The sequence below is a fragment of the Arthrobacter sp. MW3 TE3886 genome, assembly GCF_041262145.1.
Classification (GTDB): Bacteria; Actinomycetota; Actinomycetes; order Actinomycetales; family Micrococcaceae; genus Arthrobacter.
The window spans coordinates 109,543-127,320 of sequence record NZ_JBGCAN010000001.1 but is presented as its reverse complement, the minus strand read 5'-3'; the positions used below and the strand labels follow the sequence as shown (position 1 = coordinate 127,320).

Annotated in this window: 15 protein-coding genes and 1 pseudogene; 8 read left to right on the top strand and 8 right to left on the bottom strand. The window is 67.7% G+C overall.

The window, feature by feature from the left end:
• The first annotated feature begins 1 nt into the window (after position 1).
• Both ABH915_RS00595 and ABH915_RS00590 read left to right on the top strand, forming a co-directional pair.
• Positions 2-709: a 3-oxoacid CoA-transferase subunit B gene (locus tag ABH915_RS00595; RefSeq protein ID WP_370116622.1), complete on the top strand. Its 708-nt coding sequence runs from the start codon at positions 2-4 to the stop codon at positions 707-709.
• A gap of 60 nt (positions 710-769) precedes the next feature.
• Positions 770-1,576 carry an IclR family transcriptional regulator C-terminal domain-containing protein gene (locus ABH915_RS00590; protein WP_018775369.1) on the top strand — a complete coding sequence of 269 codons (807 nt, stop codon included), beginning with the start codon at positions 770-772 and terminating at the stop codon, positions 1,574-1,576.
• A gap of 67 nt (positions 1,577-1,643) precedes the next feature.
• Here ABH915_RS00590 and ABH915_RS00585 read toward each other — a convergent pair whose 3' ends face one another.
• The gene (locus ABH915_RS00585) at positions 1,644-1,883 is read right to left on the bottom strand and encodes a hypothetical protein (protein ID WP_018775370.1); all 240 of its coding nucleotides are present in this window, start codon (positions 1,881-1,883) and stop codon (positions 1,644-1,646) included.
• Positions 1,884-2,055: 172 nt separating this feature from the next.
• On the opposite strand from ABH915_RS00585, the gene ABH915_RS00580 reads away from it, so the two are divergent.
• Complete coding sequence (locus tag ABH915_RS00580) at positions 2,056-3,006, top strand: diacylglycerol kinase family protein (protein ID WP_370116617.1); 951 nt, start codon at positions 2,056-2,058, stop codon at positions 3,004-3,006.
• Positions 3,007-3,041: 35 nt separating this feature from the next.
• Here the strand turns inward: ABH915_RS00580 and ABH915_RS00575 are convergent, their stop codons facing one another.
• The 3 genes from ABH915_RS00575 to mscL form a co-directional block, all read right to left on the bottom strand.
• A complete protein-coding gene (locus tag ABH915_RS00575; protein WP_370116614.1) occupies positions 3,042-3,923 on the bottom strand; it encodes an ACT domain-containing protein in 882 nt (293 codons plus the stop codon).
• Between the two features lie 96 nt (positions 3,924-4,019).
• A complete protein-coding gene (locus tag ABH915_RS00570) occupies positions 4,020-4,613 on the bottom strand; it encodes a DinB family protein (protein ID WP_370116613.1) in 594 nt (197 codons plus the stop codon).
• A gap of 97 nt (positions 4,614-4,710) precedes the next feature.
• A complete protein-coding gene (mscL, locus tag ABH915_RS00565) occupies positions 4,711-5,241 on the bottom strand; it encodes a large conductance mechanosensitive channel protein MscL (protein ID WP_370116611.1) in 531 nt (176 codons plus the stop codon).
• Between the two features lie 231 nt (positions 5,242-5,472).
• On the opposite strand from mscL, the gene ABH915_RS00560 reads away from it, so the two are divergent.
• Entirely contained in the window at positions 5,473-6,555 is a 1,083-nt protein-coding gene (locus tag ABH915_RS00560) for an FUSC family protein (RefSeq protein ID WP_370116608.1), read from the top strand.
• 13 nt (positions 6,556-6,568) lie between these two features.
• Here ABH915_RS00560 and ABH915_RS00555 read toward each other — a convergent pair whose 3' ends face one another.
• Positions 6,569-7,831, bottom strand: coding sequence for an MFS transporter (locus tag ABH915_RS00555; RefSeq protein WP_370124903.1), 1,263 nt, complete (start codon positions 7,829-7,831; stop codon positions 6,569-6,571).
• 219 nt (positions 7,832-8,050) lie between these two features.
• Here ABH915_RS00555 and ABH915_RS00550 point away from each other — a divergent pair, with 219 nt between their 5' ends.
• The 4 genes from ABH915_RS00550 to ABH915_RS00535 all read left to right on the top strand — a co-directional run bounded on the left by ABH915_RS00550 (position 8,051) and on the right by ABH915_RS00535 (position 11,718).
• Positions 8,051-8,824, top strand: a complete 774-nt coding sequence (locus ABH915_RS00550; RefSeq protein WP_370124902.1) for an IclR family transcriptional regulator — start codon at positions 8,051-8,053, stop codon at positions 8,822-8,824.
• A gap of 96 nt (positions 8,825-8,920) precedes the next feature.
• Positions 8,921-10,111 (top strand): 4-hydroxybenzoate 3-monooxygenase, encoded by a 1,191-nt coding sequence (locus ABH915_RS00545; RefSeq protein WP_370116605.1) that lies wholly within the window; start codon positions 8,921-8,923, stop codon positions 10,109-10,111.
• A gap of 117 nt (positions 10,112-10,228) precedes the next feature.
• Positions 10,229-10,621 (top strand): nuclear transport factor 2 family protein, encoded by a 393-nt coding sequence (locus ABH915_RS00540; protein ID WP_370116602.1) that lies wholly within the window; start codon positions 10,229-10,231, stop codon positions 10,619-10,621.
• A gap of 44 nt (positions 10,622-10,665) precedes the next feature.
• Complete coding sequence (locus tag ABH915_RS00535) at positions 10,666-11,718, top strand: FAD-dependent monooxygenase (RefSeq protein ID WP_370124901.1); 1,053 nt, start codon at positions 10,666-10,668, stop codon at positions 11,716-11,718.
• On the opposite strand, the gene ABH915_RS00530 is transcribed toward ABH915_RS00535, so the two are convergent.
• From ABH915_RS00530 to ABH915_RS00520, 3 genes and pseudogenes are all read right to left on the bottom strand, one after another.
• Positions 11,657-12,091 (bottom strand): acyl-CoA thioesterase, encoded by a 435-nt coding sequence (locus ABH915_RS00530; protein ID WP_018775381.1) that lies wholly within the window; start codon positions 12,089-12,091, stop codon positions 11,657-11,659. The two genes, ABH915_RS00535 and ABH915_RS00530, sit on opposite strands and share 62 nt — an antisense overlap.
• A gap of 119 nt (positions 12,092-12,210) precedes the next feature.
• On the bottom strand, positions 12,211-12,714 hold the full coding sequence (locus tag ABH915_RS00525) for a GNAT family N-acetyltransferase (protein WP_370116599.1): 504 nt from the start codon (positions 12,712-12,714) through the stop codon (positions 12,211-12,213).
• Positions 12,715-12,869: 155 nt separating this feature from the next.
• Positions 12,870-17,727: pseudogene (locus ABH915_RS00520) on the bottom strand (NAD-glutamate dehydrogenase).
• Positions 17,728-17,778: the final 51 nt, after the last annotated feature.

Sequence of the window (17,778 nt, the reverse complement as noted above, 5' to 3'; positions counted from 1 at the left end):
GATGAGCATCCCAACCAATGACCAGAGTCTGCGGACCGGCAACCAGGCTGGTCTCCAGACGTCCGGCAAGCCGCTGGGCCGTGACGATCTCGCCCGCCTCGTGGCCCGTGACATCGCCCCCGGATCTTTCGTGAACCTCGGCATCGGCCAGCCCACCCTGGTCTCGAACTACCTCGAACCGGAGCAGAACATCACGCTCCACACCGAGAACGGGATGCTCGGCATGGGCCCGGAAGCCGCCGGAGACCAGATCGACGGCGACCTCATCAACGCCGGCAAGATCCCGGTCACCGAACTGCCCGGGGCGTCCTACTTCCACCACGCTGACTCTTTCGCGATCATGCGCGGCGGCCACCTGGACATCTGCGTGCTCGGCGCCTTCCAGGTCTCCGCCACGGGGGATCTCGCCAACTGGCACACCGGGGCCCCGGACGCGATCCCCGCCGTCGGCGGCGCCATGGACCTCGCCACCGGCGCCAAGGACGTCTTCGTCATGATGACGCTCCTGACCCGCGACGGCGTGTCCAAACTGGTGGAAACCTGCACGTACCCGCTCACCGGGATCGGCTGCGTGACCCGCGTCTACACCGACAAGGCCGTCTTCCTGACCGGCCCCGACGGCGTCCAGGTGCGGGAGACCTTCGGCTGCACGCTCGAGGAACTCCAGGCCATGGTCCCGATGCCGCTGCGGGCGGCGGAGCCAAGCTGACAGTCCTGCGGCCGGAGAACCTGTGCCCCGCTAAAGTGATGCGGGACCGAGAGGCGAAAAATGATTGAGCCAGCCAAGAGCGGCGGCGCGCCCGCGGCCAGCGACCAGTACGTGCAGTCGCTGGCGCGCGGCCTCGCCGTGATCCGTGCCTTCGACACGGAACACCCCAAGATGACGCTGACCGAGGTCGCGGCCCGGACCGAGCTGACCCGGGCCACGGCCCGGCGGTTCCTGCACACACTCGCGGAGCTGGGGTATGTCCGCACGGACGGCAAGATCTTCGCCCTGACCGCCAAAGTGCTGCAGCTCGGCTACGCCTACTTGTCCGGGCTGTCCCTGCCGCAGCTCGCCCAACCGCACCTGGAAGAACTCTCGCTCGAACTGGGGGAGTCGACGTCGGCCGCGGTGCTCGAAGGCACCGACATCGCCTACATCGCCCGGGTGTCCACCCGGCGGATCATGACGGTCGGCATCACGGTGGGCACCCGCTTCCCCGCCTATGCAACCTCCATGGGCAGGGTGCTGCTCGCGGCCCTCCCGCCGGCGAAGCTGGAAGAGTACCTCGCGGCTGCCGAGATCCGGCCCCTGACTCCCGGAGCCATCGGAACGCGGGCCGCCCTCCTGGCGGAGCTTGATACTGTTCGCGCCCAGGGCTGGTGCCTGCTGGACCAGGAGCTGGAGCTGGGGCTGATGTCCATTGCGGCGCCCGTCCATGACGGGCCCAAGGTGGTGGCGGCGATCAACGTCTCGCTGCAGGCCCAGACTGTGTCCGCGCAGCCCGATCCCGATGCCTACCTCAAGGCCGTGCGTGAGGCGGCGTTGGCCACTGCCGAAATCATCTCCGAGGACCTGACCTCGGGACGGTGAACCGCGCCCCAGACGGCACGTCTGGAATGGATACGTCTGAGAAGAGATACGTCTCGGAAGAGAACCGTCAGGAGGAAGCGGGGCCCGGGATGGGCTTCGTTGAAACCGTGATCGTGACGCCCCCCGGTTCGTCACCGATTTTCAGGTGCAGGTCCCTGCCCACCAGCAGGGCATGGATGTCTTCGCTGTCTCCGGGCGCGATCTGCTCGGCCAGCCGTGTGAGCGCCAGTGCCATCGCCCGGCCCCAGTCATGGGGGTCAATGCTGGATGATTCTGCCGTCGCTGAGTAATTTTCTGATTCAGTCATCTGCCCCCGCTTTCGGCGTCCGGAGCGCAGCGTCCGGCACATCACGAGGCCCAGTCTAGTGAGCCTGCGGAGCGCACGTCCACGATTCGCGCTGGCCCTGCGCAGGTTACGCGGGCACTGCGGCTAGGATTTTAGTTCGGGTACTCTTCGCCCAATTGCCCCTAAGGACGCCATGACAGAGAACAGCACCGCGAGGCCGGAGACCCCGGACAACGCCGCGTCCCGGCGCGCCGCCGTGGTTATCAACCCCATGAAGTCTCCCGGCGAGAGCTTCCGCGCCTCCTTCTTCCGCCTCTGCGAGACCCAGGGCTGGGCCGAGCCGCTGTGGCTGGAAACCACAAAGGAGGACACCGGGCTGGGCCAGGCCCGCGAGGCGCTGGAGGCCGGAGTCGACGTCGTGATCGCCGCAGGCGGCGACGGAACGGTCCGCTGCGTGGCGGAAGTCCTCGCAGGCACCGGAACGCCGATGGGCCTGGTGCCCCTGGGGACCGGCAACCTGCTGGCCCGCAATCTCGGCATCGACATCACCGACCCCGTGGCTGCCAGCTACGACGTCCTGAGCGGCACGGACACCAAGGTGGATGTGGTGAAGGCGTCGCTGGACCACGCCGAGGCGGAGTCCACCTTCCTGGTGATGGCCGGTCTGGGCTACGACGCCGCCATCATGGCCAACACCGTGGACGAACTCAAGGACCGCGTGGGCTGGCTCGCCTATGTCGAAGCGGGCATCCGGCACCTGCCGGGCAAGCCCATCAGGGCGAAAATCAGCATTGACGGCCAGCACCCGGTACGGCGCCGGATCCGCAGCGTGATGGTGGGTAACTGCGGCAAAATCATGGGGGGCGTGGAGATCTTCCCCGACGCCAAGATCGACGACGGCATCCTGGACGTCGTGATTTTGGCGCCCATCGGCCGGTTCGGCTGGCTGGATGTGCTGGCCGGCGTCTTCGGCCGGAGGAACGCCAAGAACGCGTCGGTGGAATATTTCGCCGGAAAGTCAGCCGAGATCGAACTCGCCCACGAGCAGGAATTCCAGCTCGACGGCGACCCGCTCGGCAAGGCCAAGTACCTCAAGGTCACGGTCGAGCAGGATGCCCTCACCATCCGGATGACAGGCATCTGACCCCGGGCCAACCATTGCCCGGCCGGGCGGGCCGGCTAACGTGCCGCCGGCCGGTGCGCCAGGATCTCCGCGAGTTCGGCCAAACGGTGAGCGCGGGCGGATTCGGCAGGCGTGAACGGCTCGCCGGGCCGGGAAAACGTAATGGGGCCGTGCCACGCCGTAGGGATTTTCAGGACCGTCCCGTCACCGCCCGGCCGGGGCGAAGCCTCGGCCTTGCCGGCAGCCGGTCCGGGGATGATCCGTGCCCGCAGCAGTTCCGCGACCGCCAGCGGCAGCTCCTCCGGGCTGGCGGCGATCCGGGCGGCCAGGCTCAGCGCGCCGGTTTGCCCGTCGGCCATGGCCAGGGCGGTGGTCGGCCACACGTGCGGATCCGCTCCGCCGCCGGCCCGCAGCGCCCGGAGCAGCTCGGCTTCGCGGACTTCACCGGGTGCCGAGAGCACAAACTCGTCCAGCACACCGCCGGCCACGGGGTGAACATGAATGCTGAGGATGTTCGTGTTCAGCCCGGCCAGGGCCTGCGTCAGTTTCTGCAGCGACCCGGGCTTGTCTTTCAGGACGGTCCGCGCCCGCCACAGGGCGGGTGCGGCGCCGAGCCGTTTGCGGTGGCGCAGGGCCGGGGCATGCAGCCAGCCCCTGAGCATCCGGGCCGCCGACGGTTCGGCCACCCAAATCACCAGGATGGTCGCGGTCATGGTCAGAACCAGGACCTTGGCAACGTACGGCAGATGGGTTCCCACCACCGCCGCGTGCACCAGCAGCTCAATCGGAAGCATCACGGCGACATTGGCCAGGGTCAGCCGCGCCTTGGTCGGCTCGGGCATCTGGCCGCACACTTCGCAGCTCAACTCGGAGGTGGCCGGGGACTGGGCTTTGCCTGGGGTTTTGCCTGTGGTCTTGCCTGTGGCGTTGCGCGTCATGCTCCCATGATTCCGGCCGGCTGTTTCGGCCGGATTGCCGCCGGGTGACGGTTTCGCGCCGGAAACGGGACAGGCACACGTCAGGAGAGCGGGCTGTTACAGGCCCGGCCCAGCCTCCACGCCGTGCCGGAGCAAGCCACGGTGGGCGTAGAGGTCGCGGAGCAGGGCGACCTCGGCCAAGTGGTGGATCATCTCGCGGTTGATGTGCAGGACCAGTGCTGCCATCGGGGCATCGGCGAACGGACCCTCGGCCGGACCGCAGGGCGCCGCCAAACCCGCTTCATGGAGGCCCTTCACGCCCTGGATCCATCGGTCGTAGTACTCGTCCAGCTGGGCCAGTGCCCCGGCCGCGGTGCCGGGGTAGGCGAAGGACTGGTAGTCCACCGCAGGACCGCCAAAATGCGATGCCGTGCGTGCGCCGAGGACGCCGACCAGAATGTGGCACAGGCGCCACGCAATGGTTGTCACCGGAGCGGGAACGGGCTCCGGGTAGCTGAAATCAATGGTGAAATCGCCCGAACCCGGCGCGCCCGGGGGCGTTGAGGCGTCCTTGCGGCGGACATTCCAGCCCGGGGCCGGCTCCCAAAAGTACTCGTGGTCAGTCAACCCGTCCAGACGGGGGCGGGCCTGGTTGGCAAAGTGCCAGTCCAATTGGTCCACCAGCTCGTGGTTCCAGTGAACATCCGGCATGGTGTTCCTCCTTGGCATCCGGGCTCGCGCGGCGGGGGCGTCTACATCAAAGCACTCCGGAACCCCCGCCCGCCAGAGGGCGCACAGCAATGAGGGCTCAGGCGTGAGTTCGGCTTGCGACTCCGGCCGGTTCCGTCGACTGTGCCTTCCCGGACGGGTACTCCCCGGACGGGTACTCCCCCTCCGGGTGCTCCCCGACCCGGGCGCGGTTGGCACCGGCTTCCGGGCCTGCCAGATTGGCCAGAAGGTCGCGGATCTCGGCCAGCAGCGCGGTGTCGGCCGGGATCGGCTCTTCCTCGGGCTCGGCTGCGCTGAGCCGGCTCTTGACCATTCGGTTAATCCGGTTCATGGGGGCCACGAAGATGAAGTACACCACCGCGGCGGTGATGAGGAAGGTCAGGAAGGCCGTCACCACGGCGCCGATGTTGACGAAGGTCTTGTCGTTGCCCGGCCAGATGTGAAAGCCCAGGCCCTGGGTCTGGACGCCGCCGGCGGCCGCGAGGATCGGGTTGACGATGTTCGAGGTGAACGCGCTGACCAGGGCGGTGAAAGCGGTGCCGACCACGACGGCGATGGACAGTTCGATCACGTTGCCGCGCAGGATGAAATCCTTGAATCCTTTGAGCATGGGGAACCTCCGGTGTGCGTTGCGGGCTTGATTCAACCGATAGACGCTACCACTTCGCGGTGCAGCCGGCCGATCCCGATCAACGGATTCCGATGCCGCCACCGCGCCCTTCCGGCGTAAACTCCGTCTTGGATGCCAGCGCCGCCGTCGTAACACTCCGGCTGCAACGAAAGGCGTCCCGACCCGTGAGAACCCGCCCATGAAGGACTTTTTCGCTGTGAGGCCGGCGCCATGAAAGTGTTCGCCGAGATGTTCACCATCGCGCCGGGCAACAAGGACCACCAGGTTGCCTTCCGCTGCGCCGTGGGAGTCTTTGTTCCGCTGATCACGCTGGTACTGCTGGACCGCCTGGATCTGGCAATCTTCGCTTCCTTCGGCGCCTTCACCGGCATCTACGGCCGCAACGAGCCGCACGCCAGGCGCCTGACCCTGCAGGTCCGCGGCGGCGGGCTGATGCTGCTGGTGATGTTCCTGGCCGCCCTCACCGCGCGGGTGGACGCCCTGGCCGGGCTGTCGGCGGCCGGCACCACGTGGGTCCTGGTCGTGGCCACCACCGTGATCGCGTGGGGATGCTCCCTGGTTGTCGCGTGGTGGCGCCTGCGTCCCTCCGGTTCGCTGTTCCATATCTTCGCGTTCGCGGCCATCGCGTCGATCCCCAACCAGCCGCCGCTGTGGCAGGCCATGCTGGTGGCGGTCCTCACGGTGGCTTTCTCTTTGCTGCTCGGCCAGTCCTCGCGGGTGGCCCGGAGCCACCGGACGCCGTGGGTGAATCCGAGACCGGCGGCCCTCACTCCGGGGGAGAAGCACACCGCGTGGCACGAAAGCTGGGGCTACCTCGTGGCGGCAGGCCTGGCGGGAACGCTGGGTACCTTGGCCGGGGAATGGCTGGGCATTGGCCACAATTACTGGGCGATGGTGGCCGCCGTCGTCCCGCTCGTGGGCCACACCACCCGGCACCGCGTCAGCCGCGGCCTGCAACGCGTCGCGGGCACCGCCCTGGGGCTGGTGCTGCTCGCCGGAATCCTGCTCCTGCAGCCGACGCCCTGGCAGACGGTGCTCGTGATTGCGGCGTGCCAGTTCGGCGCCGAGATGTTCATCGCCCGCCAGTACATGCTGGCGCAGGTTTTCGTCACGCCGCTGGCCCTGACCTCCACGCTCCTCGTGGCGCCCGTGCCCCCCGGCCTCCTGCTCCGCGACAGAATCGTCGAGACCATCATCGGCGCCGCCGTCGGAATCGCCGTCGTGCTGGCGCCCGGCGCGTGGCGCAAACTCAGGGGCCGCCGCGAGGCGCAGGCCCCGGAGCGCTTCCCCTAGGAGTGGCTGACGGCTACGGGTGCCCGACGCTGGCGCCGGTGCGGGACACAGCCGGGACGGTCTGCGGGACGAAGGCGAGGGCGATGACCGCCAGGACCGCGGCGGCGGCGAAAACGTAGAAGCCCCACGGGTAGGCGATGCCGGCGGCCACCAGCGCGCCGGTGACGGCCGGCCCCAAAATAGCTCCCAGCCTGCCCACTCCCGCGGCGAAGCCAAGGGCGGTGCCGCGCAGGCGGACCGGGAAGAGCTGGCTGACCCAGGCGTAGACCAGAACCTGGGAGCTGAAGACGAACACGCCGGTGACAAAGACGGCGGCATAGAGCACCACTTCGTTCTGGATCTGGATGCTGAGCGCGGCCAGGAACACGGCGGAGAGGCCAAACCAGAGCAGGACGATCTTCTTGGTGCCGTGCCGGTCCGCCAGGACCCCGGCGATCAGCAGGCCTACCACGGCGCCCACGTTCAGGACCAGGAGCAAGGCGAGGCCGGCGTTCAGGCTGTAGCCGGCGGAGGCCATGAGCTGCGGCAGCCAGGTGTTCAGGCCGTAGACCAGCAGCAGCCCCATGAAGGACGCCACGGCCACGCCGGCCGCAATCAGCGGGTAGGGCTTGCGGCCCAGATCGCGGAAGCTGGCGCGTTCCTCCGCGGGCGAGGGCGCGGCCACTGCTCTGTCCGGGGTGGCCGCCGGGGTGCCGGCAGGGGAGGCAGCCGCAGACTTGGCGGTTGCGGACTTGGCGGTGGCGGGGATGTGGTGGACCGGCGGGAGGGTCTCCGGAAGCTTGAACCACAGGAAGGGGACCAGGGCGAAACCGGCCAGGCCGCCGGCCACGAACATGGTCCGCCAGCTCGGAATGACCATGAGGGCCAGGAATGCGGTGGCCACGGCGCCAACGTGGTACCCGGTCATGGTCCGGGTGGTGGACTTTCCGGCCGTTCCGGCGGGTGCGTAGTCGTTCATGTACGCCAGGGCGGCGGGCAGGCAGGCGCCCAGGCCGAGGCCGGCCAGCAGCCGGAACGTGCTGAACCACGCCACATTGGGTGCGAAGACGACGGCGATCGTAAAGAGGGAGAACCACGCCACGCAGGCCACCAGCAGGTTCCGCCGGCCGAGGCGGTCCGAGAGCGGGGCGATGAAGAGCGCGCCGAGCCCCACACCCACCAGGGAGACGGTTGCCGCGAACGTCGCCCCAACGGCATCGAAGCCAAGTTCCTGCGACTTGATGAGGGTCGGGATGACGGTGCCGAGCACCACCAGGTCAAAGCCGTCCAGCACCATGGCCAGCCAGCAGAGCCACACGGGCCACCGTGATTTCTGCCCCGATGACGGCTTATCCAATGACGACGTTGACATTGTTACCTCAGCATTAGTATTTATGTGATTCCGAGCGGCCGGCCGGTGCCGGCCGGTGCCGGCCGGTGCTCTTTCCATTGTGAGAGTTCTATCACTGCACCGTGTTGCATGGGACACTTAAAACCATTCAACGGAAGGGGCATGGTGGCCAATTCGAACTCCGGCGATTCGGTGGTGGACCGGGTCCTGCGCTTAATTGCCGCGTTCCCCGAAGGTGTCACGGCGCTGCAGCTCTCGGAGCTCGCCGCGAGGGCGGAGCTCCCCCTGACCACCGCGCACAGGCTCGTCCGGCAACTCGCAGGACATGGCCTGCTCGACGTCGGCCCCGGCGGCTCCGTCAGCCTGGGCCTGCGGCTCTGGGAACTCGCCAACCGCAATTCGCCCACGCTCGAGCTCCGCCAGGCCGCCCTGCCGTTCATGGAGGACATCCAGCAGGTGCTGCATCAAAACGTGAACCTCGCCGTGCTGGACGGGCAGGAAGCGCTCTTTGTGGAGCGGCTGTCCCGCCGCGGCTCCGTCGCCAACCGGGCGCAGGTGGCCGGGCGGATGCCCGTGCACGTGTCCTCCGCCGGGCTGGTGCTCATGGCCAACCAGCCCCGCCCCGTCCAGGCCGAATACCTCGAGGGATTCAGTGATCCGACCGGCCGGCTGGCCCTGGAGGACCTCCGTGCCCTCCTGAGTGAAGCCGCCCATCAGGGTTATGCCCAGCTGGCAGGCGTCGTAGACCCGGACACGTGGGGGATCGCGGTTCCCGTGCTGGACCGCAGGAAGCACGCGGTGGCGGCCCTCGGCGTCGTCGTTCCCCTTCGAGAAGTGCGCCTGCAGGCGCTCGTTCCCGCCCTCCAGACCGCGGCGCGCGGGATCGGGCGGCGGCTTGGCGAGCCTCGCGAGGCATTCCATTCAGCGGAATCTCTGTAACGCGCATCACGGCCGTGGGAGCACACTGTTAGCCAGACGAACCCAACCGGCCCCCAGGCGCCCGCCCCCGGGGACCCGCAACGAAGCGAGACGCACATGGCACAGCGAAAAGTCATCACCACCCAGGTAGCCATCATCGGGGCCGGTCCGGCCGGGCTCATGCTGTCCCACCTGCTGGCCAAGGCCGGCATCGAATCCACCGTCCTGGAGATCCGCAGCCACCAGGAGATTTCCGAGACGGTCCGCGCCGGCATCCTGGAGCACGGCTCGGTCAATATGCTGGTCGACAGCGGCGTCTCCGACCGCGTGCTGCGTGACGGTGACCGCCATGACGGAATCGAACTGCGCTTCAACGGCGAAAGCCACCGGATCGACTTCCAGGACCTCGTCGGGGAATCGGTGTGGCTGTACCCGCAGACGGACGTGTTCCTGGACCTCGCCGCACGCCGGAAGGCCGACGGCGGCGACGTCCGGTACGGCGTCACGGACACCACCATCCACGACATCGAAGCCCAGCCCAAGGTCTGGTTTACGGACGCGGCCGGCGTCGAGTACGAGCTCCAGGCCGACTTCATCGCCGGCGCGGACGGTTCGCGCAGCCACTGCCGGTTCCAGATTCCCGAGACGCACCGCAAGTGGTACTTCCACGAGTACCCCTTCGCCTGGTTCGGCATCCTGGCCGAGGCGCCGCGCAGCTCGGACGAGCTGATCTACGCCAACTCCGGGAACGGCTTCGCCCTGATCAGCCAGCGCACGGAGACGGTCCAGCGGATGTACTTCCAGTGCGACCCCAACGAAGACGTCGACAACTGGGGTGACGACCGCATCTGGGACGCCTTCCGCAGCCGCGTCAACGGCAACGGCTTCGAGGTCAAGGAAGGGCCCGTGATCGACAAGACGGTCCTGAAGTTCCGCAGCTTTGTCCACGCCCCCATGCGGCACGGCAACCTGTTCCTCGCCGGGGACGCCGCGCACACGGTGCCGCCCACGGGGGCCAAGGGCCTGAACCTGGCCCTGAACGACGTCAAGGTCCTCTTCGAGGGATTCGACAGCTTCTATTCCACCGGCTCCGCCGCGCTCCTGGATGCCTACAGCGACCGCGCCCTGGACAGGGTGTGGAAGGCCCAGCAGTTCTCCTACTGGATGACCTCCATGCTGCACACCCCGGCCGGCGCCGATGACTTTTCCCGTGCCCGCCAGCTTGGCGAGCTCCAGTCCGTGGTGTCCTCCCGCCACGGCAGCGCCTACCTCGCGGAGGCCTACACCGGCTGGCCGGGAGCCCGCTAGGACGCCGGCAGGATCCCCGGGAAGAAGCGCATATTTCCGTCGACAGGCACCGGGGCCAGGACTAGCCTTGAACCGTCCCAGCATGGCCCGACAAGGACGACGGAGAGGTGTCCGATCATGGGAACGGCAGAGAATGTTGAACTGGTTCGGCGGGGGTATGCGGCCTTCAATTCAGGGGATATGGCGACCCTCAGCGACATGTTCGCGGAGGACGCAGTCTGGCACGTTGCCGGAAGTGGCGTGCTATCCGGAACCAAACAGGGTCGCGAAGCGGTCCTGGCGTACTTCGGCGAACTGGGAGCGCGTACCCAGGGTTCCTTCCAAGCCAACCTCGAGGACGTCGTCGGCGGCGAAAACTACACGGTAGCTATCCAGCACACCCGCGGTGAAAGCAACGGCAAGACCCTGGACATGGCCACCGTCATTACGTTTGTGGTCCGCGACGGAAAGATCACGGAAGGGCGGGAGTTCTTCGAGGACACGGCCAAGGCGGACGATTTCTGGACCTGACCGAACAACCGCATGATCGGCCCCGCCCGCAAGCTGTTTCCATCATCGGCGGCGGCATCGCCGGGCTGGCTCTTGCAGCCCGGCTGGATCCCGCGCGTTTCGAGGTCACCGTCACCGAACAGCGGTATGGACTCCCGACCGTGGGGACATCCTTGGCCATGTGGCCCGCGGCCCAGCGCGCCCTCGGCGATTTGGGCATCCTGGACGCCGTCAGGGAGGCCAGCCCGGCAATCGACGGCATGACCGTCCGGGCGGCCTCCGGGAGGCCATGGACATCAGCGCAGGCGACGGACCTGATCGGCGTCTCCCGGGTTGACCTCATCCGGCTCCTCGACGCTGCCGTTCCGGGCAGCGTGCGCCGGGTGTCCGGCCGCCTCGACGTCGTCCGGCCCGGTCCCGCCGGCCTCGTGGTGGGCGCCGACGGTGTCCACAGCGCGGTGCGCCGCAGCTGCTGGGGCGCCCGCTCCGGTGCCCGGCCCACCCGCTACCTCGCGGTCCGCGGCGTGGTTCCCGGATCGCTGTGGCGGGGGCACACGGGCGAATACTGGGGCCGCGGGCAGCTCTTCGGGATTGGTCCCGCGGCGGCCGGGACCAACTGGTACGCGGCGTTCCGCTCCGGGCCGGGTCGCGGAAGCCTCGACGTCGCCGCGGTCCTGGCGGAAACCCGGGTCCGGTATAGCGGCTACGCCCAGGGCATTCGCGACGTCCTGGCCGCTGCGGTACCGGAAACCACCCTGGCGCAGCGGATCTGGACGGCGCCGCCGCTTGGTAGCTATGTCCGCGCCCGGGTGGCGCTGCTCGGCGATGCCGCCCACGCGATGACACCCAACCTCGGCCGGGGCGCCTGCGAGGCGCTGGTCGACGCCGTGGCCCTCGCGGCGCTGCTCAATACCCGGCCCGTGGACGAGGCGCTGAGCGCCTACAACCGGGCGCGTCACCTGCGCACCCAGGCTTTGCGGTGGGCGTCGTCGGCCGTGATGCGGCTGGCCCTGGCGGAGCGGGGCCAGCCTGTGCGGGACGCGCTGCTGGGCTTGGCTAGTCCTGGTCCAGGGTCTCGGTCAGGTGGTGCGTCGGAATCCGGTCCCGGTCATAAGTGATTTCGGTGTAGCCGTGCGGCTCGGGCTTCCCGGACGGGCTCAGGTTCACGAAGACGATCTCATCAATGGTGAGGATGCTGCGGCGCGTGATCATGTTCCGGACTTCGGCGCGCATGGTCAGCGATGTCCGGCCGAAGCGGGTCGCGGTCAGGCCCATTTCGATCAGGTCGCCCTGGACCGCGGAGCTGACGAAGTTGATTTCGGAGATGTACTTGGTGACGGCCCGGCCGTTGCCCAGTTGCAGGATGGCGTAGATGGCCGCCTCCTCGTCAATCCACTTCAGCAAGCTCCCGCCGAACAGGGTGCCGTTGGCGTTGAGGTCCTCGGGCCGCACCCATTTGCGGGTGCGGAAGGTGATGTCGGCCGGTTCCATAGTGCGAGGTTAGCCGACTCCGTGACGGGCGGCGTTGTGTGACGCAGCGCGGCACGGGCAGCGCGGCACGGCACCGCCCCAGCGGCACCGGCGGCGCCGATCTGCGGCGCCGCGCGGCCTTACGCCATGGCGGTGTGCGCGGCGCTGTGCGAATCGATCGGCTTCGCGTAGCAGTACGAGTGCACCACGCCGACATAGGGGCCGAAGTTCGGCACGGACACGAAGCCGGAGTTCTCGTAGAACTGCCGCCCGTCGGTCTGCACCGAGCCGGCCTCCGCCGTCAGGGTGGTGATCCCCAGCGCGTAGGCGTGGGCTTCGAGGGCCGCGAGGATGGAGCTCGCTACTCCCGAGCCGCGGGTGTAGGGCAGCACGTAGAGGCGTTTGATTTCCGCGGTGTGGGCGTCCAGCATGCGAAGGCCGCCGCAGCCGACCGGCTGGCCTGAGGCCTTGTCGTGCGCCACCAGGAACACCGCGGTGTCCGCTTCCGACGGCGGCGGGCCGGGTTCGTGGTCGGGGCGGCCGAAACGTGCCTCGAGTTCCGCCTGCTGGGCGGCCCTCAGGTCCGCGCCTACGGGGTTCGCCCAGGTGACCTGACGGATGTTGAGCCGCGGGTTGGTCTGCATGACTGCCTCGATTCGCCGAAGTGTTATGCAGTCCAAGGCTAGGCACCAGCGGTTTCGGCTGTGTTTCCTGCGGGTAAGCGTCCGAAGAACTGTGAGTTGCGGTGCACTTGCGGCTTCCAGCCCGACGTCCGGGTGGACCTGGCGGTGGCCACAGCCTAGCGCCGCACCAGTGTCCGCAGGAGTTTCAGCGCCACAGAGATCGAGGCGATGTCCACCTGCCCCGGTTTGGTCACTTCCGCGAAGGTGTCCTTGAGCCGGCCCAGCTGCTCCTGGTGCCCGCGTTCCCACTCCACGATGCGCTCCACGGCGTCGGATGTGCCGGCCTCTGCGGCACTGGGGCCGTGGGTGGTCTCCATCACCGAGACGGTCATGTCCGCTACAGCGGAATACACATCATCGCGCAGGGCGGCCCGAGCGAGGGCCTCCCAGCGGCTCTGCCGGGGCAGGTCGGTGATGCTGAGCAGCAGGTTCGCGGCGCCGATTCGCTGGAACACCGCGTAGTACACCTCGGCGATGGCGGCGATCGGTTCGCGTACTCCTTCGGAGATCAGGGAGATGTCCAGCAGCCCGAAACTCTCCAACAGGTCCGAGGCGCGCCGGCCCAGCTCGGGGGGCATCCCCACGGCGTCCCAGTGCGTGAGCCGCTCTTGCACGCGGTCCAGGTCGGAGCCGCGGAGGTAGTCCACGGTCCGGGTCCGCAGCAGGTCCAGGGTGGGCATGATCCTGCCCAAGGCGGCGTCCACGGGCTGGTCGCGGTGGTCGTGCGTCACGTACCACCGCGTGGCCCGGTCCAGGACCCTGCGCATGTGCAGGGTCGCTTCGGCGATGACTTCGTTGGGATATCCGGCGGGGAGGGCGGCCAGCCGGTTGACGATCCACGGCAGGTCGTAGGCTTCCCGCGCCACCACAAAGGCCCTGGCTATACCTGCGGCCGTCGCAGTGGTTTCCTCGATGGCGCGGAAGGCGAACGTGATTCCGCCGAGGTTGATCATGTCGTTGGCCACCACTGTGCAGACGATCTGGCGGCGCAGAGGGTGGCCCTCAAGCTCTGCTTCGAAGCGTTCGGACAGCAGGCGCGGGAAGTACCCGCGCAGGACCCGCCGGAACCACGGGTCGTCGGCAAGGTCGCTGGCATTGAGCTCTGCGGCCAGTTCGATCTTGGCGTAAGCGGCCAGCACCGCAAGTTCGGGCGCGGTCAGGCCCTCACCGGACCGCAGCCGTTCCCGGAGCTGTTCGTTGCTGGGCAGACCCTCCAGCCTGCGGTCAAGGTCGGTGGCGTTTTCGAGCCAGTCCATGGTCCGTTCGAACCCCGGGCTCCATGCCAGCACCAGGTGCCGGTCGTTGTAGAGCAGGACATTCTGGTCCGTGTTATTGGCCAGGACCAGGCTGGCCACTTCGTCCGTGAGGGAATGCAGGAAGCCCGCGCGTTCCGCCGGCTTCATCTTTCCCGAGGCGATCATCCGGTCCACGAAGATCTTGATGTTTACCTCATGATCCGAGCAGTCAACTCCGGCTGAGTTGTCGATCGCATCGGTATTGAGCAGGACGCCGGACAGGGCGGCCTCAATCCGCCCGAGCTGCGTGATTCCCAGGTTCCCGCCCTCGGCGATGATCTTCGTTCGGACCTCATTGCCGTTGACCCTGATGGGGTCGTTCGCCTTGTCGCCGACCTCGGCGTTGCCTTCCAACGAGGCCTTGACGTAGGTTCCGATGCCGCCGTTGTACAGCAGGTCCACGGGCGCCCGGAGGATGGCCTGAAGCAGCGTGTGGGGTGGCAGCGACACGGTGCCCGGGTCCAGGCCGAGGGAACTCCTGACCTGTTCCGTGATGCTGATCGCCTTGGCCCCACGGGAGTGGACACCACCACCCTTGCTGATCAGCGCTGGATTATAGTCTGCCCAGGAGGAACGGGGGAGGGCAAAGAGCCGCTGCCGTTCCTCGAACGAGGCCGCCGCATCCGGCGCCGGGTCAAGGAAGATGTGCCGGTGATCGAAAGCTGCCACCAGGCGGATGTGGCGGGAAAGAAGCATCCCGTTCCCAAAGACGTCGCCGCTCATATCGCCGATGCCGGCAACTGTGAAGTCCTCTTCCTGGCAGTTCACCCCCGAGTTCGCGGAAATGGTGCTTCACGGATTCCCAAGCCCCGCGGGCCGTGATGCCCATCTGCTTATGGTCAAAGCCCACCGTCCCGCCGGACGCGAAAGCATCGCCCAGCCAGAAGCCGTATTCCTCGGCCACCGCGTTCGCAGCATCGGAAAATGACGCTGTTCCCTTGTCCGCCGCCACCACGAGGTAATAGTCGTCGACGTCGTGCCGCACCACCCGCGGCGGAGGCACCACTGTTTCCCCGTGCGCGGTGGTGACCAGGTTGTCGGTGACGTCCAGCAGCCCGCGGACGAAGATCCGGTAGCACTGAAGGCCCTCCGTCAGCCAAGCGTCGCGGTCCATGGAGGGGTCCGGCAACTGTTTGGGATAAAAACCGCCCTTGGCGCCGGTGGGCACAATCACCGAGTTCTTCACGTTCTGCGCCTTGACCAGGCCCAGGACCTCGGTGCGGAAATCCTCGCTTCGGTCGGACCAGCGCAAGCCGCCCCGGGCCAGTGCCCCGAAGCGCAGGTGAACGCCTTCGACGCGGGGCGAGTACACCCAGATTTCGTATTTGGGACGCGGAAGCGGCGCACTGGCAATGGCGGCGGGGTTCAGCTTGAAGCTCAGGTGGAGCCGCCCCTGGAAGTAGTTGGTGCGGAGCGTGGATTCCACCAGGTTCATGAAGGTGCGCAGCAGCCGGTCGGCGTCGAGGACGGGAATGTCGTCGACCGCGGCCAGCAGTTCCTTCCGGGCCGCGTCGGTGTCCCCGGACCGGCCCGGCGCCTGCAGGTCGGGATCAAACTTGGCCCGGAACAGCGCCAAGAGCGCATGGGTGGCCCGGGCATTGGCCAGCAGGGTGTCGGCCATGAAGCCGTAGGAGGTCGTCGTGCCCAGTTGCTGCAGGTACTTGGCATAGCTGCGCAGGATTGCCGCCTGGCGCCACTCGATGCCCTCCCGGAGGACAAGGCCGTCAAAGCGGTCCGATTCCGAGTCCCCGCGCATGGCGGCCGCGAAGGCATCCCGCAGCAGCCCGCTGGTCCGGGCCGGATCCACGCCCGCTGGGTACCGGACGCCGAGGTCATAGAGGAACAACGGCCGGTCGCTCCCGCGCACAACATCGAAGGGCCGTTGGTTCAGCACCTCCAGGCCGAGGTTGTGGAAGAACGGCAGGATCCGCGTCAGGCTATGGGCGGTGGTCAGGTAGAGCCGGATCCGAGCGTCTTCGGCCAGCGTCGGGGCCGCAGCCGTGGGGACATGAACGGCCAGCTGAGGATCGTTCAGCGGTCGGCCGCCAGTTCCGTCGAGATCGAACTTCTCAAACCGTCTGATGTCTTCAACCGCGTCCTCGACGTCGAAATCAGCCCGGTAGCTGGCCGGGAAGGCGGCGGACCACAGCGTCGACAACCGGCTGGCCTCCGCGGACGGCAACCTGGCACGGAGCGCTTCGTCCAGGCCCGCGGCCCAGGTCCGCGTGGCGCTGATAATGCTCCGCTCCACGGCAGCGGAATCGACGTCGGGCATCCCGCCGGCAGGCAGTTGTATCCGGAAGAACACGCGGGCCATCGGGGATTCACTGAGCCGGACTTCGAATTCAAGCGAGGAGGACCTGAAAGCCTGTTTGAGCTCGTTTTCGATCCGGAGGCGCACGGCCGTGCTGTACCTGTGCCGGGGGAGGAACACCAGGGCTGTCATGAAGCGGCCATAGCTGTCAGAGCGCAGGAACACCCGTGTCTGGTGGTGCGCTTGCAGGAGCAGGATCTCCCGGGCAAGCCCGAAAAGTTCATCCAGGTCCCGATGGAACAGCTCGTCCAAGGGGAAGGACTCGAGGACGGTGAGAAGCTGTTTGCCCTGGTGGGAGGCCTCGGTGAAGCCGAAGCGTTCCCGGATGGCGCGCACCTTGTCCCGGATCATCGGGATGCGCCGCACGGACCGGCCCGTGGCGCCCGGGGCGAAGAGGCCCACAAACCGCACTTCTCCCGTGCCTTTCCCTGCGCTGCCGAAGGTCCGGACGAGGATTTCATCCAGGTAGGCCGGGCGGGGGACCGACGATCTCAGATCAGAAATGGAGATGGTGAGAACCTGTGAATGGGGTAGTCCCGTAACGGGCTGGCGGGCCTCCGGCCGACCGTCCCTGAGCAAACCCAGCCCCGTGCCCGGCCGCAACGCCACGGCATCGGTGCCCTCCGACGTCGAGTATTCAAATTCGCTGTAACCCAAAAACGTGAAGTTGCCGCGGTCCAGCCAGTCCAGGAGCTCGCCGAGCTGCTCCGGGGTCGGAACCGTGCCCGCGGGCAGCCGGTCCAGGGAATTGATGGCGCGGGCGAGGCTGGCGTGGATGGCGGGGGTGTCGTCCGCAACCAACTGGACGTCCGCCAGGACACGACGCACGTTGCCGGTGAGCTCCGCGACGGCCCGTGACCCCGGCAGGCGGCCAATCTCCGCCGCCACCCAGGTTTCGGACGACCACCCCGGCGGCTCCTGGGCGGCGCCGGTCGCCACAACGCCCGGGATGCCGGCGATTCGGCCCGCCGGTGCGGACTGCGAGGACCCATGCCGTATTTCCATCAGCCGGCCAGTCCGCTGATCCCGCCGCACCAGGAAATTGGGATGCACCAGCAACCGGATGGACTCGTTTTCGCGGGCCAGTTCGGCGGTGAGCGAATGGATCAGATGCGGCAGGGTGTCTGCAACCACCAGCAGGACGCTGGCGTCGCTTTCGTTCAGGATGGCGACGGCCGCCGTGCCCGACGGGCGGCTGTCGGCCAGTTCCGCATGGCGCCTGGCCCGCTGCTCAAGGTTTTCGGGACTGTAGCCTTGGAGGTCCTCGGGCGCAGCGTGCTCGTAATAGGCTGCGAGGAACTGTTCATCGAAGACGTGGCCTGCGCCGGCGGGCGCATGCCCCGGGTGTTCCGATTTGCGTGACATGCCCCTGCGCCTCCACTGCGCGGGATCAACCGCATGCCGCGGCCGACCATC

Excerpts from the sequence above, each read along its gene's own strand:
- ABH915_RS00595 (WP_370116622.1), top strand. The coding sequence starts at position 2 with ATGAGCATCCCAACCAATGACCAGAGTCTGCGGACCGGCAACCAGGCT.
- ABH915_RS00525 (WP_370116599.1), bottom strand. The coding sequence starts at position 12,714 with ATGCAGACCAACCCGCGGCTCAACATCCGTCAGGTCACCTGGGCGAAC.
- ABH915_RS00585 (WP_018775370.1), bottom strand. The coding sequence starts at position 1,883 with ATGACTGAATCAGAAAATTACTCAGCGACGGCAGAATCATCCAGCATT.
- ABH915_RS00540 (WP_370116602.1), top strand. The coding sequence starts at position 10,229 with ATGGGAACGGCAGAGAATGTTGAACTGGTTCGGCGGGGGTATGCGGCC.
- mscL (WP_370116611.1), bottom strand. The coding sequence starts at position 5,241 with ATGCTCAAAGGATTCAAGGATTTCATCCTGCGCGGCAACGTGATCGAA.
- ABH915_RS00530 (WP_018775381.1), bottom strand. The coding sequence starts at position 12,091 with ATGGAACCGGCCGACATCACCTTCCGCACCCGCAAATGGGTGCGGCCC.
- ABH915_RS00580 (WP_370116617.1), top strand. The coding sequence starts at position 2,056 with ATGACAGAGAACAGCACCGCGAGGCCGGAGACCCCGGACAACGCCGCG.
- ABH915_RS00545 (WP_370116605.1), top strand. The coding sequence starts at position 8,921 with ATGGCACAGCGAAAAGTCATCACCACCCAGGTAGCCATCATCGGGGCC.
- ABH915_RS00560 (WP_370116608.1), top strand. The coding sequence starts at position 5,473 with ATGAAAGTGTTCGCCGAGATGTTCACCATCGCGCCGGGCAACAAGGAC.
- ABH915_RS00575 (WP_370116614.1), bottom strand. The coding sequence starts at position 3,923 with ATGACGCGCAACGCCACAGGCAAGACCACAGGCAAAACCCCAGGCAAA.
- ABH915_RS00590 (WP_018775369.1), top strand. The coding sequence starts at position 770 with ATGATTGAGCCAGCCAAGAGCGGCGGCGCGCCCGCGGCCAGCGACCAG.
- ABH915_RS00555 (WP_370124903.1), bottom strand. The coding sequence starts at position 7,831 with ATGGTGCTGGACGGCTTTGACCTGGTGGTGCTCGGCACCGTCATCCCG.
- ABH915_RS00570 (WP_370116613.1), bottom strand. The coding sequence starts at position 4,613 with ATGCCGGATGTTCACTGGAACCACGAGCTGGTGGACCAATTGGACTGG.